Raw genomic sequence first — 16,947 nt, 5'->3', positions numbered from 1 at the left:
TCGCGGGCGAAACTGAACGGCGAATGGCTTTATGTCTCATCTTGCCAGCCGCGTAAGAGCCAGGAGTTGAACGGCAATTAGCAGAGTACGACGGAGTGCCGGTTCCAAGGTGAAGGGTTCCTCGCGGTGGTCCTACTACGTCGCAGTGGACGAAATCTACCACGCCAAGTGGGCAGCGAAGCAGCTGGCGAAGTTCGAGTTAGTCAGAGAGGCGATCAGGCACTTCTGGCCCGAGCCGGATGGGTATCCAGTGAAGCTCATCCAGGTGGCCGGGACGAGTGGGAAGGGCTCGACCTGCCAGTTCCTGCAATCAGGGCTCTCCGCCTATGGAAAGGCAGGATGCTATGTGAAGCCGCACGTGTTCGACTACGCGGAGAGGTTCGTCCTGGGAAACAAGCTGGTCGGGCACGATGAGATAGTCAGGACCTGGGACGAGGAGGTCAGGCCGTATTGCATAGAGAGCGCGAAGCGGGGAGAGGCGTGGCTCCTCGACTACTTCGAGGTCAGCCTCCTCTTAGCGCTGAAGGTCTTCGAGAAGCACAAACTCGACTGGGGGGTGGTCGAGACCGGTTTGGGCGGGAGATACGACCCCGTGACTGCGCTCGATGTGGAAGCGACAGTCGTCACCAACGTGGGCCAGGACCACGAAAACGTCCTGGGGGAGGAGCACTGGCAGAGGGCCCTGGAGAAGGCTGGAATCTGCAGACCTGGCGTGGCCATGTTCTCAGGTGACAGGGATGCAAGGTCGACCGCAGTCATGAGCGGCATCTGCAAAGACGTGGGCGCGCCCTTCTACTCTCTTGCCGCAAGGGAGGTGGAGGCCATAAGGAAAGACGTGGGACGCCTTCCTGTGCAAGGCGAATCTGACCTGCTACTAGGGTCGCAGTATCAGCTCGTGAACGCCGCCCTCGCAGCGAAGGTAATCAAGTACCTGGTCCCCTCGGCCAGGTTGGACAGGTTGGCCCGGAGTTTCCTCGCGGCTCGTTACGTGGGAAGGTTCTGGAAGGTCGAGAAGGACGTCTTCGCCGACGTAGCCCACAACCCGAGCAAGACGAGGGCGCTCTCGGACGATTTGAAGGTCAGGTTTCCGAATGCCAGGATGGTTCTCGTCGTAGGCATTACAGGGACGAGGGACCCTGTCGCAGTCATTGCCCCACTTGTCCGGCATGCGAAGGCGATAATCGTCACGGCCGCGGGGTTCAAGGGGCAGGACCCGGAGAAAGTGTATTCGCGCCTAAGAGATGCGTATCCAGAGGTTCCAATCCATCCTGCTCCCAACCCGGCGACGACACTTTCTGTGGCGAAGAACCTCAGAGCCTCAGGAGAGAAGATCCTCTACACGGGGTCAACTTACATGATTGACCAGGCACTGAACAGCGACGAGAACCTTCGACACCTGAACGGAAGTGTGGGGTGGAGGGACGTGAAACAGAAGCAGATCGCAGGGACTGTGAACTTCGCCATCCCGGAGAAATCGTGATGAAGCCAACGCGTCCGAAGAATGGAGAGGGGCGGTTCGGATACGACACGTACCTCTCGCCCTTCACCTGGCGCTACGGCAGCGAAGAAATGAGGAAGCTCTTCTCCGAGGAGGAGAAGCGTGCGACCTGGAGGAAGGTCTGGCTGGCACTGGCAGAGGCGCAGCAGGGACTGGGACTCCTTACTGAGGAGGAGGTCAGAGACATTCGCTCGAAGTCAGGCAGGGAGCACGTCGACATCCGCAAGGCCCACGCGCTGGAGAAGAAGATTAGGCACGACCTGATGGCTGAGCTCAGGACCTTCGCGGACCAGGCGAAAGTCGGCGGGGGGAAGCTCCACCTGGGCGCGACTTCGATGGACATCGAAGACAACGCGGACATCCTCCTATACAGGCAGGCGATGGACATCCTGACCTCGCGCCTCCTCGGCTGTCTCACTGCGCTCCGCGAGAAGATTGTGAAGCATAGGGACACCGTCTGCATGGCGTGGACTCACCTGCAGCCGGCCGAGCCGACGACGCTGGGTTACAGGTTCGCGAACTACGCCCAGGACCTGGTTCTGGACATCAGGTTCGTGGAGGCCGTGAGGAAGATATTCCTACTCGGGAAGGGGGTAAAGGGTGCAGTCGGAACCGCTGCTAGCTTCAAGGCTCTCCTGGGGAACGACTCTAGGGTCAGGAGACTTGAGAAGTCAGTGATGGGACGGCTGGGGCTCGAGTCGTTCGAGGTCTCGGGCCAGACCTATCCAAGGAAGGTAGACTACGCTGTGCTGGTCTGCCTTGCCTCGATAGCTCAGAGCTGTCATAAGTTCGGGCTCGACCTCAGGGTGATGCAATCGCCAGCCTTCGGAGAATGGTCGGAGCCGATAGAGAACCTGCAGGTCGGGTCCAGCGCGATGCCGTTCAAGCGCAATCCCGTCACAGCTGAGAGGATGTGCTCGCTGTCCAGGCTCGTCTCCGCCATGCCCGCGGTCGCGTTCTCGAACGCGGCAAACAGCATCCTCGAACGGACGCTGGACGATTCTGCTGCGAGGCGGGTCGCCGTGCCAGAGGCGTTCCTCGCGGTGGAGGAATGTCTGATCCTCTACGAACGGCTCGTCAGCGGGTTGAGAGTGTATCCCGTGATGGTTAGGAAGAACCTGGAGAGGTTCGGGCCTTTCGCTGGGACCGAGGCGGTGATGATGAAGCTGGCAGGGGCTGGAGGCGACAGACAGAAGATTCACGAAATGATCAGGGTCAGGTCGTCGGCGGCGTGGGAAGAGGTGATGAAGGGGAAACCGAATCCTATCGAACGGAGCTTGGCAGGCGACAGAGGAGTATCTTCGAAGTTGACGCGAAAAGAGCTGAAGAGGTTGATGGAGCCGACCCAGCACATAGGCAACGCTAAGGAGAAATGCGATGCATTCGTGAAGGGCACGGTCGACCCGCTCCTCTCCGAGTCCCGCAGAAGGCGGCCTGCGACGAAGTCAGGATTCTAGGCCAACAAGCGGATTAGAGAAGCCTGACGCCGTTGACAACTACCCCTTTCCCCCTTCTCACTTGTCCGAGGTGGTGGACTGGGAACCCCTCCCTCCTGAAGGGGCGGGCGACCTTTCCAATCTCGCTCGAAGGGAGAACTAAGCACAGGCCTATCCCCATGTTGAACGTACTGTACATTTCGCGGTCTGTGACCCCTCCTCTCCCTTGCAGCAGTTTGAAGATTGGCTGGGGCGCAGGCAGCCGAATGTCGAACTTCAGGCCGCGACCGCCCACGAGCCTGGTGAGCTTCGTGAAGGCACCTCCGGTTATGTGGGCTATCCCGTGAACTTGGGCCGACCTCATTGCGGCAAGAGTAGGCCCGACATAGATTCGAGTGGGGGCAAGAAGGGCGTCCCCGAGGGTGGTCCCCAGCCCTTCCAGTCGACTATTCAAGGGCAGGCGACCGAGTATCCTCCTTGCCAGCGTGTAGCCGTTTGAGTGGAGGCCCGAACTCTCGACACCGATGACGGCGTCACCTTCCCTAATGCGCGACCCGTCGATGACCGCGCTCTTCTTCACAAGGCCAACTCCCATTGAGACGAGGTCGAAGCCGTTCCCACGCAGGCCCTTGACCATGTCTCCCAGGATGGCCGTCTCGCCCCCCACAATGGCCGTGGCCGAGAGCCTCGCCCCCTCCGCGAGCCCCTTCGCGAGTTCGGACACCAGTCTGTCGTTCTCCTTCTCGAGCGCTACGTAGTCCAGCAGAGCCACCGGCTCGGACCCGAGGCAGACCAGGTCGTTGACACTCATCGCTACGCAGTCGATTCCGACGGTGTCGAACCGTCCCATCCTTTGTGCGACCAGGACTTTGGACCCGACGCCGTCGGTGTGGAGCGCGAGCGCAGAGTCGCCGCCGAGGTCTATCAGGCCTGCGTAGTGTCCGATGGCCATCAGCGGAGCACCCGTCTTCCCGGCACGAAAGGCGAAGGTTCGGCCGAGCTGCCGGGCGAGCGAGGAGTGGATCTCTCTCACCTTTCGGCGGTTCGCACCGGCCCTTGAATAGGATGAGCGTGCCAAGGCAGAGGCTCCTGGCTACAGCCTTTTTCCTGACAGGCTTTCGTACACGGCAGCATACCTCCGGCCAGTCTCCTCGACCAGCCAGTCTGGGAGCGCTGGAGGCTGTGGTGCGCTCTGACCGGACTTCCTCGCTTGGTCGAGCTTCGCCTTGTATCCCTCGGAGATGAGCCAGTCCCTTACCGGCTGCTTGTCGTAGCTCTCCTGGGTCTTCCCTGGCGAATAGGACTTGGCGGGCCACATCCTGAACTCGTCGGGCCCGATCGAGTCGCCTAGTATGATCTTGCCTTTTTCGTCTCTTCCGAACTCCAACTTGATGTCTGCGAGGATGAAGCCAGCGGCAGCCGCACTCCTTCCCATCTTGTCGTAGATCTCGAAGGAGGTGCGCTTGAGCTGTTCGAGTTCAGCAAGGCTCGCCCTTCCTTCTTTGACGATTTCACCTTCGGTTATCGGCTCGTCCTTGACCTCTGACTTGGTGGTGGGGTCGAAGCAAGGCTGAGGAAGCTTCGAGGCCAGGACCTTCTCGCCGAGCAGTTGGACCTGGCCGCTGGAGGCGCGCTCCATGAGGCTCCCGTAGAGGTACCCTCTGACTACGCATTCGACCATTATCATTTTCATCTTCCTGACGACCATCCTGTCCGATCCTTCAACCCTTACCATGTGATTGGGCACCCCTAGCGTCTCGAAGAAGTGGGCCCCAAGCCTGCAGAGGACCTCGCCCTTGCGGGGTATCTTCGTCGGGAGAACGACGTCGAAAGCGGAGACCCTGTCAGTGAAATGGAAAAGCAGGTGCTCGCCGTCGAGTTCGTAGATGTCCTTCACCTTGCCCGACCGGAGGAAGGTGCCCTGAGGCATCATTCCCAGGAGGCCCTCATCTTCGAAAGTCTTTCTCCGAGTGCCGGATCCCCGAGGGCCAGGATTTCGGCTGCGAGTATCCCAGCGTTCCTCCCGTTGTCAATGCCTACGCACCCCACAGGCACGCCGGGGGGCATCTGGACGATGGAAAGAAGGGAGTCCAGACCGTTGATCTTGACATTGACCGGGACGCCGATCACGGGCTTCGTGGTCATCGAGGCCATCACTCCTGGGAGATGGGCCGAGAGACCGGCGACCGCGATGAAGACGTCTGCGGCAGATTGCTCCATGTACTCTCTGAGCCTTTTGGGGTTCCTGTGGGCCGAGATGAACCTTACTTCATGATTGATGTCTAACTCCGTGAGCGCCTTAGAGACGTCGTCAGTGATGGCCCTGTCGCTCTTGCTCCCCGCTATTATCGCAACCGAAGGGGTAGTCATCTGTCCCTAGCCTCAACTCTGACGATTCGTCTCTCTGTAACTATCACGTCGAGCGGCGAGTCACTAGGTCCCTGCGGCACTGCGGGAAATCTCTGTGACTCGAGAGCCAAACCTGCAGCGAGGGCGGTGCCTCTGGACCTCAAAGCCTTGTCGAAGTAGCCCTTGCCGTAGCCGAGCCTGTGGCCCTTCTCGTCCCAGGCGACGATGGGCACCAAGACGATTTCGGAGTCGCTGAGAGGGAACCCCTGGGCGCCTTTGCCGGGTTCCAGGACGCCGAAGGAGCCGGGGGAGAGTTCGGAAAGGGAATGGATTTCGAAGAAGCTGAGTTCGAGGGAGGCAGGGCCGGCCCTAGGCACAAGGACCCGCTTCTTCCGAGCGAGCGCAGCGTCGATTATGCCCGCAGTCTGCACTTCGTCACTCTTCGCGACGTAGGTCGCCACTGTCCTCGCCTCCATGAACTCTGGGAGCTGCAAGAGCACGCGCTCGACCTCGGCACTGAGGGTTTCGATGCTCTGGCTGGTGAGGGAGCGCCTGGATTTCAGAGCCGCCTGCCTGAGGTCTGTCTTGCTCAACTCTGGACCACCGAGGAAACGAGAAGTCCGGCCTGCTTCGAGGCCGCGATCAGGGTGTTCTGCATCAACATTATGACAGTCATGGGGCCGACTCCGCCGGGCACTGGGGTGATGAAGGAGGCCTTTCTTGAGACGGCCTCAAAGTCGGCGTCGCCAACAAGCTTTCCATCGACGCGGTTCATTGCAACGTCGATGACGACCGCGCCTTCCTTCACCATGTCTGCGGTGAGTATGAACCGGGGGCGCACCCCGACGGCCGTGATTACAATGTCGGCGCGCTTGGTCGCCTCGGCGACTTCTGCAGACTTCGAGTGACAGACCGTCACCGTGGCATCCTCGTTGAGCAGGAGATGGTAGAGCGGCTTTCCGACGAGGGTGCTCCTGTTGATTATGACAGCGGTGGAAGAGATTATCTTGATGTTGTAATGGTGAAGGAGTTCCATCACGCCTCTCGGTGTGCATGGAATCAGGTCCGACTGGCCGTAGAAGAGCCGGCCGGTGTTCGTGGATGTGAGGCCGTCAACGTCCTTCTCCGGACTGATGCGCTCTATCATCTTCCGCTCGTTGAAGTGGCCGGGGAGGGGGAGCTGAAGGAGTATCCCGTTGACCCTCCTGTCCATGTTGAGGCCCTCGATCAGGGAGGTCAGTTCCCCCTCGCTCGCATCGGCCGGGAGGGTGTGACTCTCGGATGTAATCCCGGTCCTCTGGGCCGCCTTGTGCTTGCTGCCCAGGTAAACCTTTGAGGGAGGGTCGTCCCCGACGAGGATAGTCGCCAAGGTTGGTTCCTTGCCATCCGATTTCATCCTAGAGACCTCGGCGGCGAGCCTCTCCGCTATGCTTGCGGCGAGTGCCCTGCCGTCCATGATCGTCGCGGTCATCTTTTGACCAGGACCCCCCGACCGACGATCCTCAAACGGCCCTGGACGAAGAGCCTGACGGCTTCTGGGTAGATCCTGTGCTCTTGCCTGAGGATCCTGGATGAGAGCGACCCCTCGTCGTCTCCTTCCTTCACGGCGACGGCTTTCTGAATTATGATCGGGCCAGCGTCGACTTCCGGGACCACGAAGTGGACGGTACACCCCGAGACCTTGACTCCATGCTCCAGGGCCTGGCGCTGGGCGTTCAGCCCTGGGAAGGCGGGGAGGAGGGACGGGTGTATGTTCATGATTCTACCTCGGTAGAGCTCGACGAAACTTCTAGGCAGGACTTTCATGAACCCGGCGAGGAGGACGAGTCCCTCGCGTGGGCTGACGCCATGCTTCCTCAGGGCAACGGAAAGCGCCGAACCGAATTCCTCCGACGAGGCAGAACCCTGGGATACGGTGACCGCTTTGGCTCCATATTCCCTAGCGATCCGGAGTGCCCTCGCCTCCGCTCTGTTGCTTATCACCACCGAGACCTGCGCGCCTTTGATTGCGCCCTTCTGTATCGACTTCAGGATCGATTCTAGGTTTGAGCCCCTGCCGGAGACGAGGACACCGATGCGCATCAAGAGTTCGTCTTCACTTCCTCGGCTTCGTTCATGGGCTTTGGTGCGTTGAGTTTCGAGTAGTCTCCGTTGATGCAGGCGAAGCATAGGCTGTCCTTTGGTAGGCCGATGGCCTCGCTCAGACCTTCGATGTCGTTGTAGAAGAACTCGTCCGCCCCTATCGCCTCTGCAACCTTCGAAGCTGTCTCGGCAACCGAGTCCTGCTCCTCTGCAACGTTGTGCACGAGGAGCTCTTCTTTGCTCGGGAAGTCGATTCCCATGTGGCATGGATGGCGTATCGGAGGGAAGGTGACTGCCATCTTCACAGATTTCGCTCCGGCCTTCCTCAGGGACTTTACGATCGCCTTCGAGCTTGTGCCGCGCACTACGCTGTCGTCCACTACAATCACATCCCTGCCCTGAATCGTCTCTCGTATCGGGATTATCCTCTTCACGACGTCCTCCCTTCCAGTCTGCCCGGGCTCGATGAAGCTTCTGATGCTCCCTTTCCTGCTGTACCTGTCCTTCATCAGCCCCTCGTCCATGGGGACCCCGCTTTCGACTGAGAAACCCAAGGCAGAAGGCCTCGCAGAGTCCGGGACGGGGATGACCACGTCCCCTTTCGTCTGGGATTTCTTCGCCAGGACCCTGCCGACCTTTTTCCTGGCCTCGTAGACCGACACGCCATTGAGGCGAGATGATGGGTGCGCGAAGTAGGTGTACTCGAACGAGCAGTAGGCCGTGGGCACTTTGGGTGCGAACCTGAAAGACTCCAGTTCGCCGTCCCTGGTTCCGAACTTCACCATCTCGCCGGGTTCGACGTCGCGGACGAAGTCTGCCCCGACAGCCGACAGCGCACAGCTCTCGGACGCCGCGACATAGGTCCGGGTGGCCTCGTGCCATCCAAGGCAGAGGGGCCGGTACCCTCTCGGGTCCCTCACTGCGAAAACGTTTCTGAACGAGTCGATGATTGCGAAACAGTAGGCGCCCACCAGCTCCGCCGACAGTTTCTGGAAGGAAGTGAACATCTCCTTGTCGTCCTTCAGGAAGTGAAGGAGCCGATAGCCTGCTGCCCGGGTATCTGACTCGCAGGAGAGGCCGAACTCTGCTTCGACGGGAGCGGAGAGCTGCTCGACCTTGATGAGGGTCCCGTTGTGGGCGATGGCGAAGGCTGAGTCTATCTGAAGCGGCTGGGCGTTGTCAAGGATTGACCTGCCCTTGGTCGAGTACCTGACGTGTCCGATTGCTGAGCTGTCCCTGTAAGAAGAAAGCTGTCCGGCTTCGAGGTGCCAGTTCGCTACCAGGCCCATCTTCCTGAAGACCGGCTTCCCTGCCACGGCAATCCCCCAGGATTCCTGGCCTCTGTGCTGGAGCGCCTCGAGGCCTTGGAGGGTTTTCCTCACGACGTCCTGGCCGGTCGCTGAGCGTGCGGCGAAGAGGCCGCACTTCTCCCTGAGGTCCATCAGTTCATCAGCTCCGGGAGGGCGCCCTCCCAAGCCTCCTTCATGGCGCGGACGTTGAGGCGCATGACTTTCTTCCCAGCGTGAGACACGACCAGGTGCTCTCCCCCAGTCGTGCCGATGCGGGAGTAGGGCAGTCGCGAGGCGTTAAGGAGCGATTCGGCTTGCTTCGCCTGTCGGGTTGAGAAGACGAATCTCCCGTGAGACTCTGAGAAGAGCGCGTGGGCTGGGGTCAGAGCCCGCTTGGCCATCCCGGAAAGGTCGACCGCCACTCCGATTCCGGAACCAATGCACATCTCTGCCAACGCGACCCCAAGGCCGCCCTTCGAACAGTCGTGAATCGAACCCGCAAGGCCCTTCCTGGCGAGGCGCAGCACCGCCCTGTACACCCGGGAATCGACCGCTGCGTGAGGCTTGGGGACGGCGCCCCCCGAAACGCGAAGTATGCTCTCGTGGTACTCGGAGCCTCCTAGTTCGGGCTTCGTCACTCCGACGAGGAAGACCTGGTCGCCACCCGAAATGAATGAAGAGGAAACACGTCGGGTTGCGGGAGGTGCGAGGCCGACGACCATCGCGACAGGGGAGGGTTTGATCGGCCGCTTGGAGGCTTCGTCTTGGTTGTAGAAGCTGACCTTCCCACCGACCACGGGCAGAGAGAGCCGCCTGCAATACTCGGCCATGCCTTCCACCGATTCTTTGAAGGTCCAGTACACTTCCGGGTCGGAGGGGTCGCCGAATTGAAGGTGGTCGACCATGGCTATGGGTTCCGCGCCCACCGCGACTATGTTTCTGCACGCCTCTGCGACGCAGCCTGCGGCCCCCCGCCTGGGGTCGAGGGAGCTGTGCTTGCTGTTGCCGTCGGCCTTTACCGCGAGCATTGAACCGTTTGGCAACCTCATCAGGGCGGCGTCCGCCATGCCGGGCTTCAGAACTGTGCTCGTGCCCACCTCGTGGTCGTACTGCTCGTAGACCCATCTCTTGCTTGAGATGTTGGGGGACCCCAGGAGAGCCATGAGGGATGCTCCAACGTCCGGGGTCTTTCCCGTCAGGACTGAGGCACTATTTGGGGGGAGCGGCCTTTTCACAGGCCTCGGGACGAGCGGGGCGTTCGCTACGAGGTCGGCGGGAAGTTCCACGACCTTCTTCCCGTTCCACCTGAGCCTCAGGGCACAGTCCCCCGTCACCGAGCCGATGACCGCGTAGGGAACTTCGTACTTGTCCAGAACATTGAGCACTGGGGCCGAACGCTTGGGGTCCAGGATGAGCAGCATCCTTTCCTGAGATTCGGAGGTCATGATCTCTGTCGGGGCCATGTCGGGCTCCCTGACCCTCACCCTTGTCAGCTCCACTTCGACGCCGGTGCCGCCCTTGGCCGCGATTTCTGACAGGCCGGTAGAGAGGCCTCCGCCTCCGAGGTCCTTCATTCCCCGAATCAGGCCTGTGCCGGCGGCCTCAAGGAGAGAATCGATCAATAGTTTCTTCATGAACGGGTCGGGGACTTGGACCGAAGACCTGTCCGACCCCGGCAGTTTCGCCAGGTTCTTGGAGGCGAACGCCGCGCCTCCGACGCCATCTCTCCCGGTTGAACCACCAGCGAGAATTATCATGTCTCCCGGGTTCCGGGCCTCGCCCAGAATCAGCGAGTCTTTGCGGGCCACCCCGACGCAGGCGACGTCGACGAGGCAGTTCCTTTCGAAGGATTCGTCGAATTCTATGTCTCCGGCCACGGTCGGGACGCCCACGCAGTTTCCGTAGTCGGCTATGCCCCTGACGACGTTCCTAAGCAGCCACTTCGAGTGCGGGCTCGACCTGGGGTCCCCGAAGCGGAGGATGTCGACGAGTGCGAGGGGGCGGGAGCCCATGGAGAGGATGTCCCTGATGACGCCCCCGATGCCGGTCGAGGCGCCGCCGTAGGGGTCGACCGCGGAAGGGTGGTTGTGACTTTCGATGTGGAGGGTCACCGCGTACCCCTTCCCGACGTCCACGACCCCGGCGTCGTACCCCGGGCCGAGGAGGACTCGGTCGCCGCTGGTCGGGAAGAGCCTGAGGAGAGCCTTCGAGGATTTGTAGGAGCTGTGCTCTGACCACTCTGCGTCGATGATGGCCCACTCCGTCTCGTTGGGTTCGCGGCCGAGGGTCCGTCTTACTGTCGCTACCTCCTCCCGTGAAAGCCCCAGCATGATGTTTGATGTTATCAATTCACTCCCTCCTGAGCAACGATGCGAAGAGCAGGGCGCCGTCCTCGGTGTCGAAGGGGCTGAGTATCCTGTCGGCAGCCCTCTCAGGGTGGGGCATCAGACCGACGACGTTCCCGTCCCTGTTGCAGATTCCTGCGATGTTGCGGAGGGTCCCGGTCGGGTTGGAAGCTGCGGTGACGTCGCCGCCCAGGTCGCAGTATCTGAAGACCACGCCTCCCCGCGAGGAGAGGCTGCTAAGGTCTGCCGCGGTCGCGGCGTATCTGCCCTCGTTGTGCGCGATGGGCATGCGAAGGACCTGGCCCTTCCTCATGTTCCTTGTGAAGGGCGTGCGGTTGTTGTCGACGCGCACCGTGACCCACCTGCAGACGAACCTCAGGGTTGTGTTCCTCAGCAGTGCGCCGGGGAGAAGGCCGGCTTCAATGAGAATCTGAAAACCGTTGCAGATGCCAAGTATCGGTACCCCCTTCTCTGCGAGCCTAGCTATCCTCCCGAGGGCCGGGCTCCTCGCGGCTATGGACCCTGCGCGGAGGTAATCGCCGAAAGAAAAGCCGCCGGGGAGGACGACGGCGTCGTACCCTGCGACGGCCCCGTCCTCGTGCCAGACAAGGTCTGGCTTGACCCCTCGGACTGCCTTCAGTGCGCGCACAGCGTCGAGGTCGCAGTTGCTGCCGGGGAACCGGACGACCGCGACCCGCAGACTCGCGACCATCAGGCTTCGACCGTTATCGAATGTGCGGCAGGGTTGTAGATTCTAAGCTCGTCGCAGATCTTCGCGACGAGGTCCCTGGCGCTCCGTGCGTCTGTAGCAAGGACTTCGAAACGAAGAAACTTCCCGCTCCTTATGCCCTTGACTTCGTCGAAACCGGACTTCGAGACTAGGTCGCGGTAGATCGTCTCGCCCTCGGGATCGCTGGCCCCCTCGCGGTTGGAAATCACGACCTTCACGGAGAATTCGCGCGCCCTTGGCACAAAAAATGATGCATCTACGTTGGATATATAAGATGAGACTGAGTCGTTCATGCTAAAAACCTGCGATGATGAAAAGCCCCGTTAATTAGCGGAGGGAAGGCGCTGGGACTCGAATGGAAAAGCCAGACAGTCCTGTCAAGGTGGAGACAGCGGTGCTGAGCGTCTCTGACAAGCAGGGGCTCGTCGAGTTCGCGAAGGAGCTGGAGAGGTTTGGGGTCGAGATGCTGGCAACTGGGGGGACGTATTCGGAATTGAGTCGGGGAGGAGTCCGGGTCAAGAGCCTGCAGGAGGACATGAAGCTCCCCACTGCGATTTCGGGGAGGGTGAAGACGCTGCACGCGCCTCTGCAGGCGGCGATACTCGCCAAGAGTAGCGAGGAGCACCTGCAGGAGCTGAAGGCCATGGGCGTCAGGCCAATCGACATGGTGGTCTGCAACTTCTACGCGTTCCAGGAGGCGCTCAAGAAAGGGACTGGCGAGGACGCGGAGCTGGTCGAGAACATAGACATTGGAGGGCCCACGATGGTAAGGGCGGCGTCGAAGAATTTCGAGCGGGTCGCGGTGGTGCCTTCTCCGAGGCTGTACCCGGCGGTGGTGGAAGAGCTCAGAAGGATGTCGGGGAAGACGACGCTCGGATTCAGGAGGAGGCTCGCCCTCGAGGCGTTCTCAATGACCTCAGCCTACGACGCGTCGATCTTCAACGGGCTCAGGCGCGGAGAGGAGTCCTTCCCGAGCAGGTTCCTTCTCTCGGCGACGAAGTTGCAGGACGCGAAGTACGGCGAGAATCCCGACAGGAAGGCGGTCATCTACGCCGTGGACGGTTGGAAGACGATGGGGGAGTGGAAGCAGCTCGCGGGGGATGCCCTCTCTTTCAACAATTTCCTGGATGTGGGAAGCGCCTACAAGATCGTCGAAGGGCTGGAGGGGGCCGCCGGAGTCGCAACGGTGAAGCACGGCCAGATAAGCGGGTTCGCCTTCGCCCCGAGCGTCTCAGAGGCATACGCGCTCGCACATGGTTGCGACCCCGAAGCGGACTTCGGAGGGTCGGTGGTCACCAACAGGGAGGTCGATGCCGCTGCGGCCAAGCTCATAGGGAGGAACGACGGGACAGATGACGGCTCGGTCTACACGGAGATAGTCATAGCTCCAGGGTACTCGCCCGAGGCGCTCGAGATCCTGAAATCGAAACAGAAGAAGCCGATTAGGTTGATTCAGACGACTGGCCGCCCGGACATCCCCTACGACCTGAAGGTCGTGGAGGGCGCGATTCTTCTTCAGGACGCGGTCGACTACAGGCAGAGGCTCGACCCGGCTGGAGTGACTGTGCCCACGAAGAGGAAACTGGACGCTGCAGAGATGGCGAAGCTTCTGGCTGCCTGGGAGGTAGTGAGGAAAGTGCAGTCGAACGGAATCGTGATTGCCGAAGGGGGCTTCGAGGGAAGGGAGCTCAGGAGGTTCTGGACGCTCGGGGTCGCCAGTTTCCGTAAACGAAACGGGGCAGTCAGGATTGCGCTGGAGAATGCCGGAGAGCGGGCGAGGGGTGCAGTCTGCGCGTCTGACGGGTTCTTCCCGTTCCGCGACTGCGTCGACCTCCTGGGAGAGGCCGGGGTTTCGTCGGTGATCCAACCCGGTGGGTCAGTGAAGGACGGGGACTCGGTCCGGGCCGCTGACGAGCACGGGATGGCCATGGCGATTACACACGTGCGGGCTTTCAAGCACTAGGCGGTAGCTACGACCCGGCGGAGCGTGCGGAGGTGGGCAGAAGAATCCGTGATGTCGCGGCGGCTCGCGATGTCGGTGCGCCACCTGAGCGGGCCCGATAGAGCATTCGTCCCAGCTAGGGACCGCCTGCGAGCTGCTTCAACCGAACCCCCGAGGCCGACGACGGCGACGGTCCGAGACGTCCCCATTTTGGAGACCCCCGCTTCGACTCGGATGTCCATCGGGAAGACCCTGAGCCTGTCCGGGTGCCGCCTGCTGAATTCATAGGCGGGGGCAAGGTCGACGTACTGGTTTTCAGCGGGGACGGCGGGCTCAACCCCGTAGGACGATGGGACCGCGCAGGTCACGACCGAGGCCTCTCTCGTGAAACGGATTCCCTTCAAGGAGCCGTCGAGGATCCGATGGCATACGTCTACGAAGTCGTCTGCCATGGTCGCGAGTATGTTGATGACCTCCGTGTTACCTCCCCTGCTGTTCCTCTCGAGGACCTTGAACCCATTCCCGGTGTGCATGATGGCGTCGTAGAGAACGATGCCACGCAGCCCGGGGTCAGAGCCACGCCCCTTCCACCTTCTGAACGCAGCCTCTTCTGCATCGACTAGCCTGTCCCACTCCGCAGGAGGGAGGAAGGGAAGACCCCGGGAAGCATTCCTGTAGCTCCCCATCCCTCCTGTCAGCTTTCCCTTGTTTCCGTCGAGGCTCCTCTTGTAGTCGCGTGTGAGGGGGGCCGGGACGAAGTGCCGCCCGTCGCTGAAGGAGTGGAAGCTAGATTCCTCCCCTTCGACCTTTTCCTCGACCACGACCCTTCCCTTGGAGAGAGCGTTCAGGAAGAATGCGGACATCGCCTTGTCGGATCGGAAGTCCTTCCCCCAGACTCCAACTCCTGCACCTCGGGCAGGGGCGTCCGGCTTGACCACCACTTCACTCAGCTCTGAGGCCGTCCTACGGAACTGGGCCAGGGCATCTGAGTGGTCCCGGTATTTCGCTGGGTCGAAGATTCTGTACCGTGGGTTGGCGCCACTGAATACCCTGTCGAAAAGCTGCCGCTGCTCGGCCTTGCTTCGCTCCACCGCGTACTTCCTGGTCACGCACAGCATCTGAATCCCTGCGTCCTTCTCCATGGCATCTCTGCCTCCGGCAGTAACGAAGTCCTCGGTGTCGGTGAGGCCGAAGGAGACCCGGTCTCGGAATCTTCGGGCTATGCGAGTCACCTCCCTGAGGTTCAGGTCGGGGACGACCGCGTGGAACTTCGCCCTCTCCAGGTTGAAGGGGTTCGCCTGTTTCTCTACCACATAGAACTCTGGACGGTACTTCTGGCTCCGCATGAAGGTGTCAATGATTGCTGCAGAGCTGAGACACTTGGAGACGACGAGGATCCCGACCCTGTCCATGTGGAATCGGCGATAAGGCGATGGTATAAACCGATGCCAGGGGCGCTGCCCCTAGGCTTCTTTCCAGCGGGTGACGCGCGCCCCAATCAGGATGAAGGCCAGGGCGAGCGCCCCAGTTATCCCTATGTTGAAGAGGGCGGCGGACACGTTTCCGACTATCATCGAATAGACCTCTTGCGTAATATCAATTGTAGCGCCTAGTCAAGCACATCTTCCATCGGCTGTTATCCGCTTGGTCTGCCGCATGATACGCCGGTACGTTTGCTCTCGTACGGTAAGCTTGCGAGGAAGCCAGAGACCTTCAGGTCGTTCACGGGTCTTGACGTGCCGGAGTTCGACGCGCTTTACGGGAAGGCCGAGCCCGGATACATCGAATCCGAGCGGAAGAGGCTCTCCAGGGGCGACAGAGAGAGGAGATTCGGATGGGGAGGGAGGCCCGTTCAGTCTCCCCTTGAGCGACAGGTTGCTGATGCTGCTCGTATACTACAGGCTGTACGTCACGTTGACCTTGGTCGGGTACCTGTTCGACCTCGACCAGAGCAACGTGTACAGGGATATACGCTACCTGGAGCCACTGGTGAGGGGGTGCGTCCCGATCCCGAAGAAGATTCACAGGCTGACCAGGAGGCTGAGGACGATAGACGAGGTCGAGGAGTTCTTCCCAAGCTTCAAGGCGTTCATCGACTCGACCGAGCAGGAGATTCCCAGGCCGAAGAACCCCAAGAAGAGAAAGACGCACTACTCGGGGAAGAAGAAAAGGCACACCGTCAAGACACAGCTCACCGTCAACTCGAAGGGGCTGATCGTCCACAGGACCAACCACGCCAGAGGGAGGAGACACGACTACGACATCTTCAAGGGCAATCGCCCGAAGCTTCCCGATGGCGTGAGGCCTGGGGTGGACCTCGGGTATGATGGCATCCAAAGAGACTTCCTGGAGCTCAAGGCGATCATACCGTTCAAGAGGAGGGGAGGGAGGAACAAGAAGGGTGTGGAGCTCACACCGGAGCAGAAGAGGTTCAACAAGGAACTCTCGAAAGCGCGGGTCGTGGTCGAGCACACGATATCTAGGGTGAAGAAATTCAACATCTTCGGCCAGGAGTTCAGGAACAGGCTCAGGCACTACGATGCGATGACGGACATAGTCTCCGGGTTGGTCAACATGAGGATAATGGGAACCAAGGCGGCCTAGGGGAAGGAAGGGAGAGCAGAGACAGACATGGAGAACGGATGACGGCTGGTATTCGTATTACGCAAGAGGTCTAATGAGTGACGCAGTTGTTGATCTGCATTGTCGCCACTGGGTTACTTTGGCCGAGCCAGTCTTCATCCCCTTGAAACCGTTCTCGCGCGCAATGAGGAGTTATCCAAATGTCGAACCCCTAGGAAAATGGAATGCCTAGCAGCGGCGGGAATCGCACGAGAGAGTGTTCCCGAGCCGGCTGATTTGTCAACGTTCCGAGCCTTCAGACATGAACGAACCCACGCTGGCTCTGTTGATGAGGTCGAAGGTGCCCCGGTGGGGATTGGGACAACCATATGGGTGCCCTTTGCCAAACAAATCTTCAGGCAGGTGCCTTCGCACGAAAGTACAGCAGTCCAAGACCGACGAGATACGTGGCAAGAAAGCAACTAAAAATGGGTCCGTTCAACGGGTTCAGGCCTCGCTGGATTCGAACCGAGATGCGGGCCGGAAGGGATTCGATTCCCAATCCATCGCTGGCGCCTGGAAACTCTGGCGATTCGGGTCCTTGTCAAGGACAAGTCTGCGTCCCCTTTCGTCCATCGACTTGGGCCCCTACCGACCCATCATCGCTCCGCTGCTGTTGCATCTGAATCACAGGAGGCGCGCAGGTCGCAAGGG

Annotated in this window: 15 protein-coding genes; 4 read left to right on the top strand and 11 right to left on the bottom strand. The window is 60.5% G+C overall.

The window, feature by feature from the left end:
- Positions 1-109: 109 nt before the first annotated feature.
- Positions 110-1,480 (top strand): hypothetical protein, encoded by a 1,371-nt coding sequence (locus LYZ69_03870; protein ID MDV3277589.1) that lies wholly within the window; start codon positions 110-112, stop codon positions 1,478-1,480.
- Positions 1,480-2,955: an adenylosuccinate lyase gene (purB, locus tag LYZ69_03865; protein MDV3277588.1), complete on the top strand. Its 1,476-nt coding sequence runs from the start codon at positions 1,480-1,482 to the stop codon at positions 2,953-2,955. Before LYZ69_03870 ends, purB begins: the two co-directional genes overlap by 1 nt.
- Before the next feature lie 13 nt (positions 2,956-2,968).
- Here purB and purM read toward each other — a convergent pair whose 3' ends face one another.
- The 10 genes from purM to purS are packed head-to-tail and all read right to left on the bottom strand — an operon-like array spanning position 2,969 to position 11,971.
- Positions 2,969-4,012, bottom strand: coding sequence for a phosphoribosylformylglycinamidine cyclo-ligase (gene purM / locus LYZ69_03860; GenBank protein MDV3277587.1), 1,044 nt, complete (start codon positions 4,010-4,012; stop codon positions 2,969-2,971).
- 15 nt (positions 4,013-4,027) lie between these two features.
- Positions 4,028-4,867, bottom strand: a complete 840-nt coding sequence (purC, locus tag LYZ69_03855) for a phosphoribosylaminoimidazolesuccinocarboxamide synthase (protein MDV3277586.1) — start codon at positions 4,865-4,867, stop codon at positions 4,028-4,030.
- Entirely contained in the window at positions 4,864-5,304 is a 441-nt protein-coding gene (gene purE / locus LYZ69_03850; GenBank protein MDV3277585.1) for a 5-(carboxyamino)imidazole ribonucleotide mutase, read from the bottom strand. Before purE ends, purC begins: the two co-directional genes overlap by 4 nt.
- Positions 5,301-5,876, bottom strand: a complete 576-nt coding sequence (locus LYZ69_03845; protein ID MDV3277584.1) for a 5-formyltetrahydrofolate cyclo-ligase — start codon at positions 5,874-5,876, stop codon at positions 5,301-5,303. Before LYZ69_03845 ends, purE begins: the two co-directional genes overlap by 4 nt.
- Positions 5,873-6,754, bottom strand: a complete 882-nt coding sequence (locus LYZ69_03840) for a bifunctional 5,10-methylene-tetrahydrofolate dehydrogenase/5,10-methylene-tetrahydrofolate cyclohydrolase (protein ID MDV3277583.1) — start codon at positions 6,752-6,754, stop codon at positions 5,873-5,875. The genes LYZ69_03845 and LYZ69_03840 overlap by 4 nt, the downstream gene beginning before the upstream one ends.
- Complete coding sequence (gene purN, locus LYZ69_03835; protein MDV3277582.1) at positions 6,751-7,365, bottom strand: phosphoribosylglycinamide formyltransferase; 615 nt, start codon at positions 7,363-7,365, stop codon at positions 6,751-6,753. The genes LYZ69_03840 and purN overlap by 4 nt, the downstream gene beginning before the upstream one ends.
- A complete protein-coding gene (gene purF, locus LYZ69_03830) occupies positions 7,365-8,807 on the bottom strand; it encodes an amidophosphoribosyltransferase (GenBank protein ID MDV3277581.1) in 1,443 nt (480 codons plus the stop codon). Before purF ends, purN begins: the two co-directional genes overlap by 1 nt.
- Positions 8,807-11,002 carry a phosphoribosylformylglycinamidine synthase subunit PurL gene (gene purL / locus LYZ69_03825; protein MDV3277580.1) on the bottom strand — a complete coding sequence of 732 codons (2,196 nt, stop codon included), beginning with the start codon at positions 11,000-11,002 and terminating at the stop codon, positions 8,807-8,809. Before purL ends, purF begins: the two co-directional genes overlap by 1 nt.
- Before the next feature lies 1 nt (position 11,003).
- A complete protein-coding gene (purQ, locus tag LYZ69_03820; GenBank protein ID MDV3277579.1) occupies positions 11,004-11,711 on the bottom strand; it encodes a phosphoribosylformylglycinamidine synthase I in 708 nt (235 codons plus the stop codon).
- Positions 11,711-11,971 (bottom strand): phosphoribosylformylglycinamidine synthase subunit PurS, encoded by a 261-nt coding sequence (purS, locus tag LYZ69_03815; GenBank protein ID MDV3277578.1) that lies wholly within the window; start codon positions 11,969-11,971, stop codon positions 11,711-11,713. Before purS ends, purQ begins: the two co-directional genes overlap by 1 nt.
- A gap of 113 nt (positions 11,972-12,084) precedes the next feature.
- Between purS and purH the strand changes: the two genes are divergently transcribed.
- Complete coding sequence (gene purH / locus LYZ69_03810) at positions 12,085-13,692, top strand: bifunctional phosphoribosylaminoimidazolecarboxamide formyltransferase/IMP cyclohydrolase (GenBank protein MDV3277577.1); 1,608 nt, start codon at positions 12,085-12,087, stop codon at positions 13,690-13,692.
- Here purH and LYZ69_03805 read toward each other — a convergent pair.
- Complete coding sequence (locus LYZ69_03805; GenBank protein ID MDV3277576.1) at positions 13,689-15,083, bottom strand: hypothetical protein; 1,395 nt, start codon at positions 15,081-15,083, stop codon at positions 13,689-13,691. The genes purH and LYZ69_03805 overlap by 4 nt on opposite strands.
- A 451-nt stretch (positions 15,084-15,534) precedes the next feature.
- Between LYZ69_03805 and LYZ69_03800 the strand changes: the two genes are divergently transcribed.
- Positions 15,535-16,275, top strand: a complete 741-nt coding sequence (locus tag LYZ69_03800) for a transposase (GenBank protein ID MDV3277575.1) — start codon at positions 15,535-15,537, stop codon at positions 16,273-16,275.
- The last annotated feature ends 672 nt before the right edge of the window (positions 16,276-16,947 follow it).

Source organism: Nitrososphaerales archaeon (assembly GCA_032906765.1).
In the GTDB taxonomy this organism is placed as follows: Archaea; Thermoproteota; Nitrososphaeria; order Nitrososphaerales; family Gagatemarchaeaceae; genus DASPPF01.
The sequence above is the reverse complement of the archived record's forward strand: the minus strand, read 5'-3'. Positions and strand labels throughout refer to the sequence as shown.

What these genes read in the sequence shown, in the direction of transcription:
- purB (MDV3277588.1), top strand. Translation starts at nt 1,480, where the DNA reads ATGAAGCCAACGCGTCCGAAGAATGGAGAGGGGCGGTTCGGATACGAC.
- purC (MDV3277586.1), bottom strand. Translation starts at nt 4,867, where the DNA reads ATGATGCCTCAGGGCACCTTCCTCCGGTCGGGCAAGGTGAAGGACATC.
- purE (MDV3277585.1), bottom strand. Translation starts at nt 5,304, where the DNA reads ATGACTACCCCTTCGGTTGCGATAATAGCGGGGAGCAAGAGCGACAGG.
- LYZ69_03840 (MDV3277583.1), bottom strand. Translation starts at nt 6,754, where the DNA reads ATGACCGCGACGATCATGGACGGCAGGGCACTCGCCGCAAGCATAGCG.
- purN (MDV3277582.1), bottom strand. Translation starts at nt 7,365, where the DNA reads ATGCGCATCGGTGTCCTCGTCTCCGGCAGGGGCTCAAACCTAGAATCG.
- purF (MDV3277581.1), bottom strand. Translation starts at nt 8,807, where the DNA reads ATGGACCTCAGGGAGAAGTGCGGCCTCTTCGCCGCACGCTCAGCGACC.
- purQ (MDV3277579.1), bottom strand. Translation starts at nt 11,711, where the DNA reads ATGGTCGCGAGTCTGCGGGTCGCGGTCGTCCGGTTCCCCGGCAGCAAC.
- purH (MDV3277577.1), top strand. Translation starts at nt 12,085, where the DNA reads ATGGAAAAGCCAGACAGTCCTGTCAAGGTGGAGACAGCGGTGCTGAGC.
- LYZ69_03805 (MDV3277576.1), bottom strand. Translation starts at nt 15,083, where the DNA reads ATGGACAGGGTCGGGATCCTCGTCGTCTCCAAGTGTCTCAGCTCTGCA.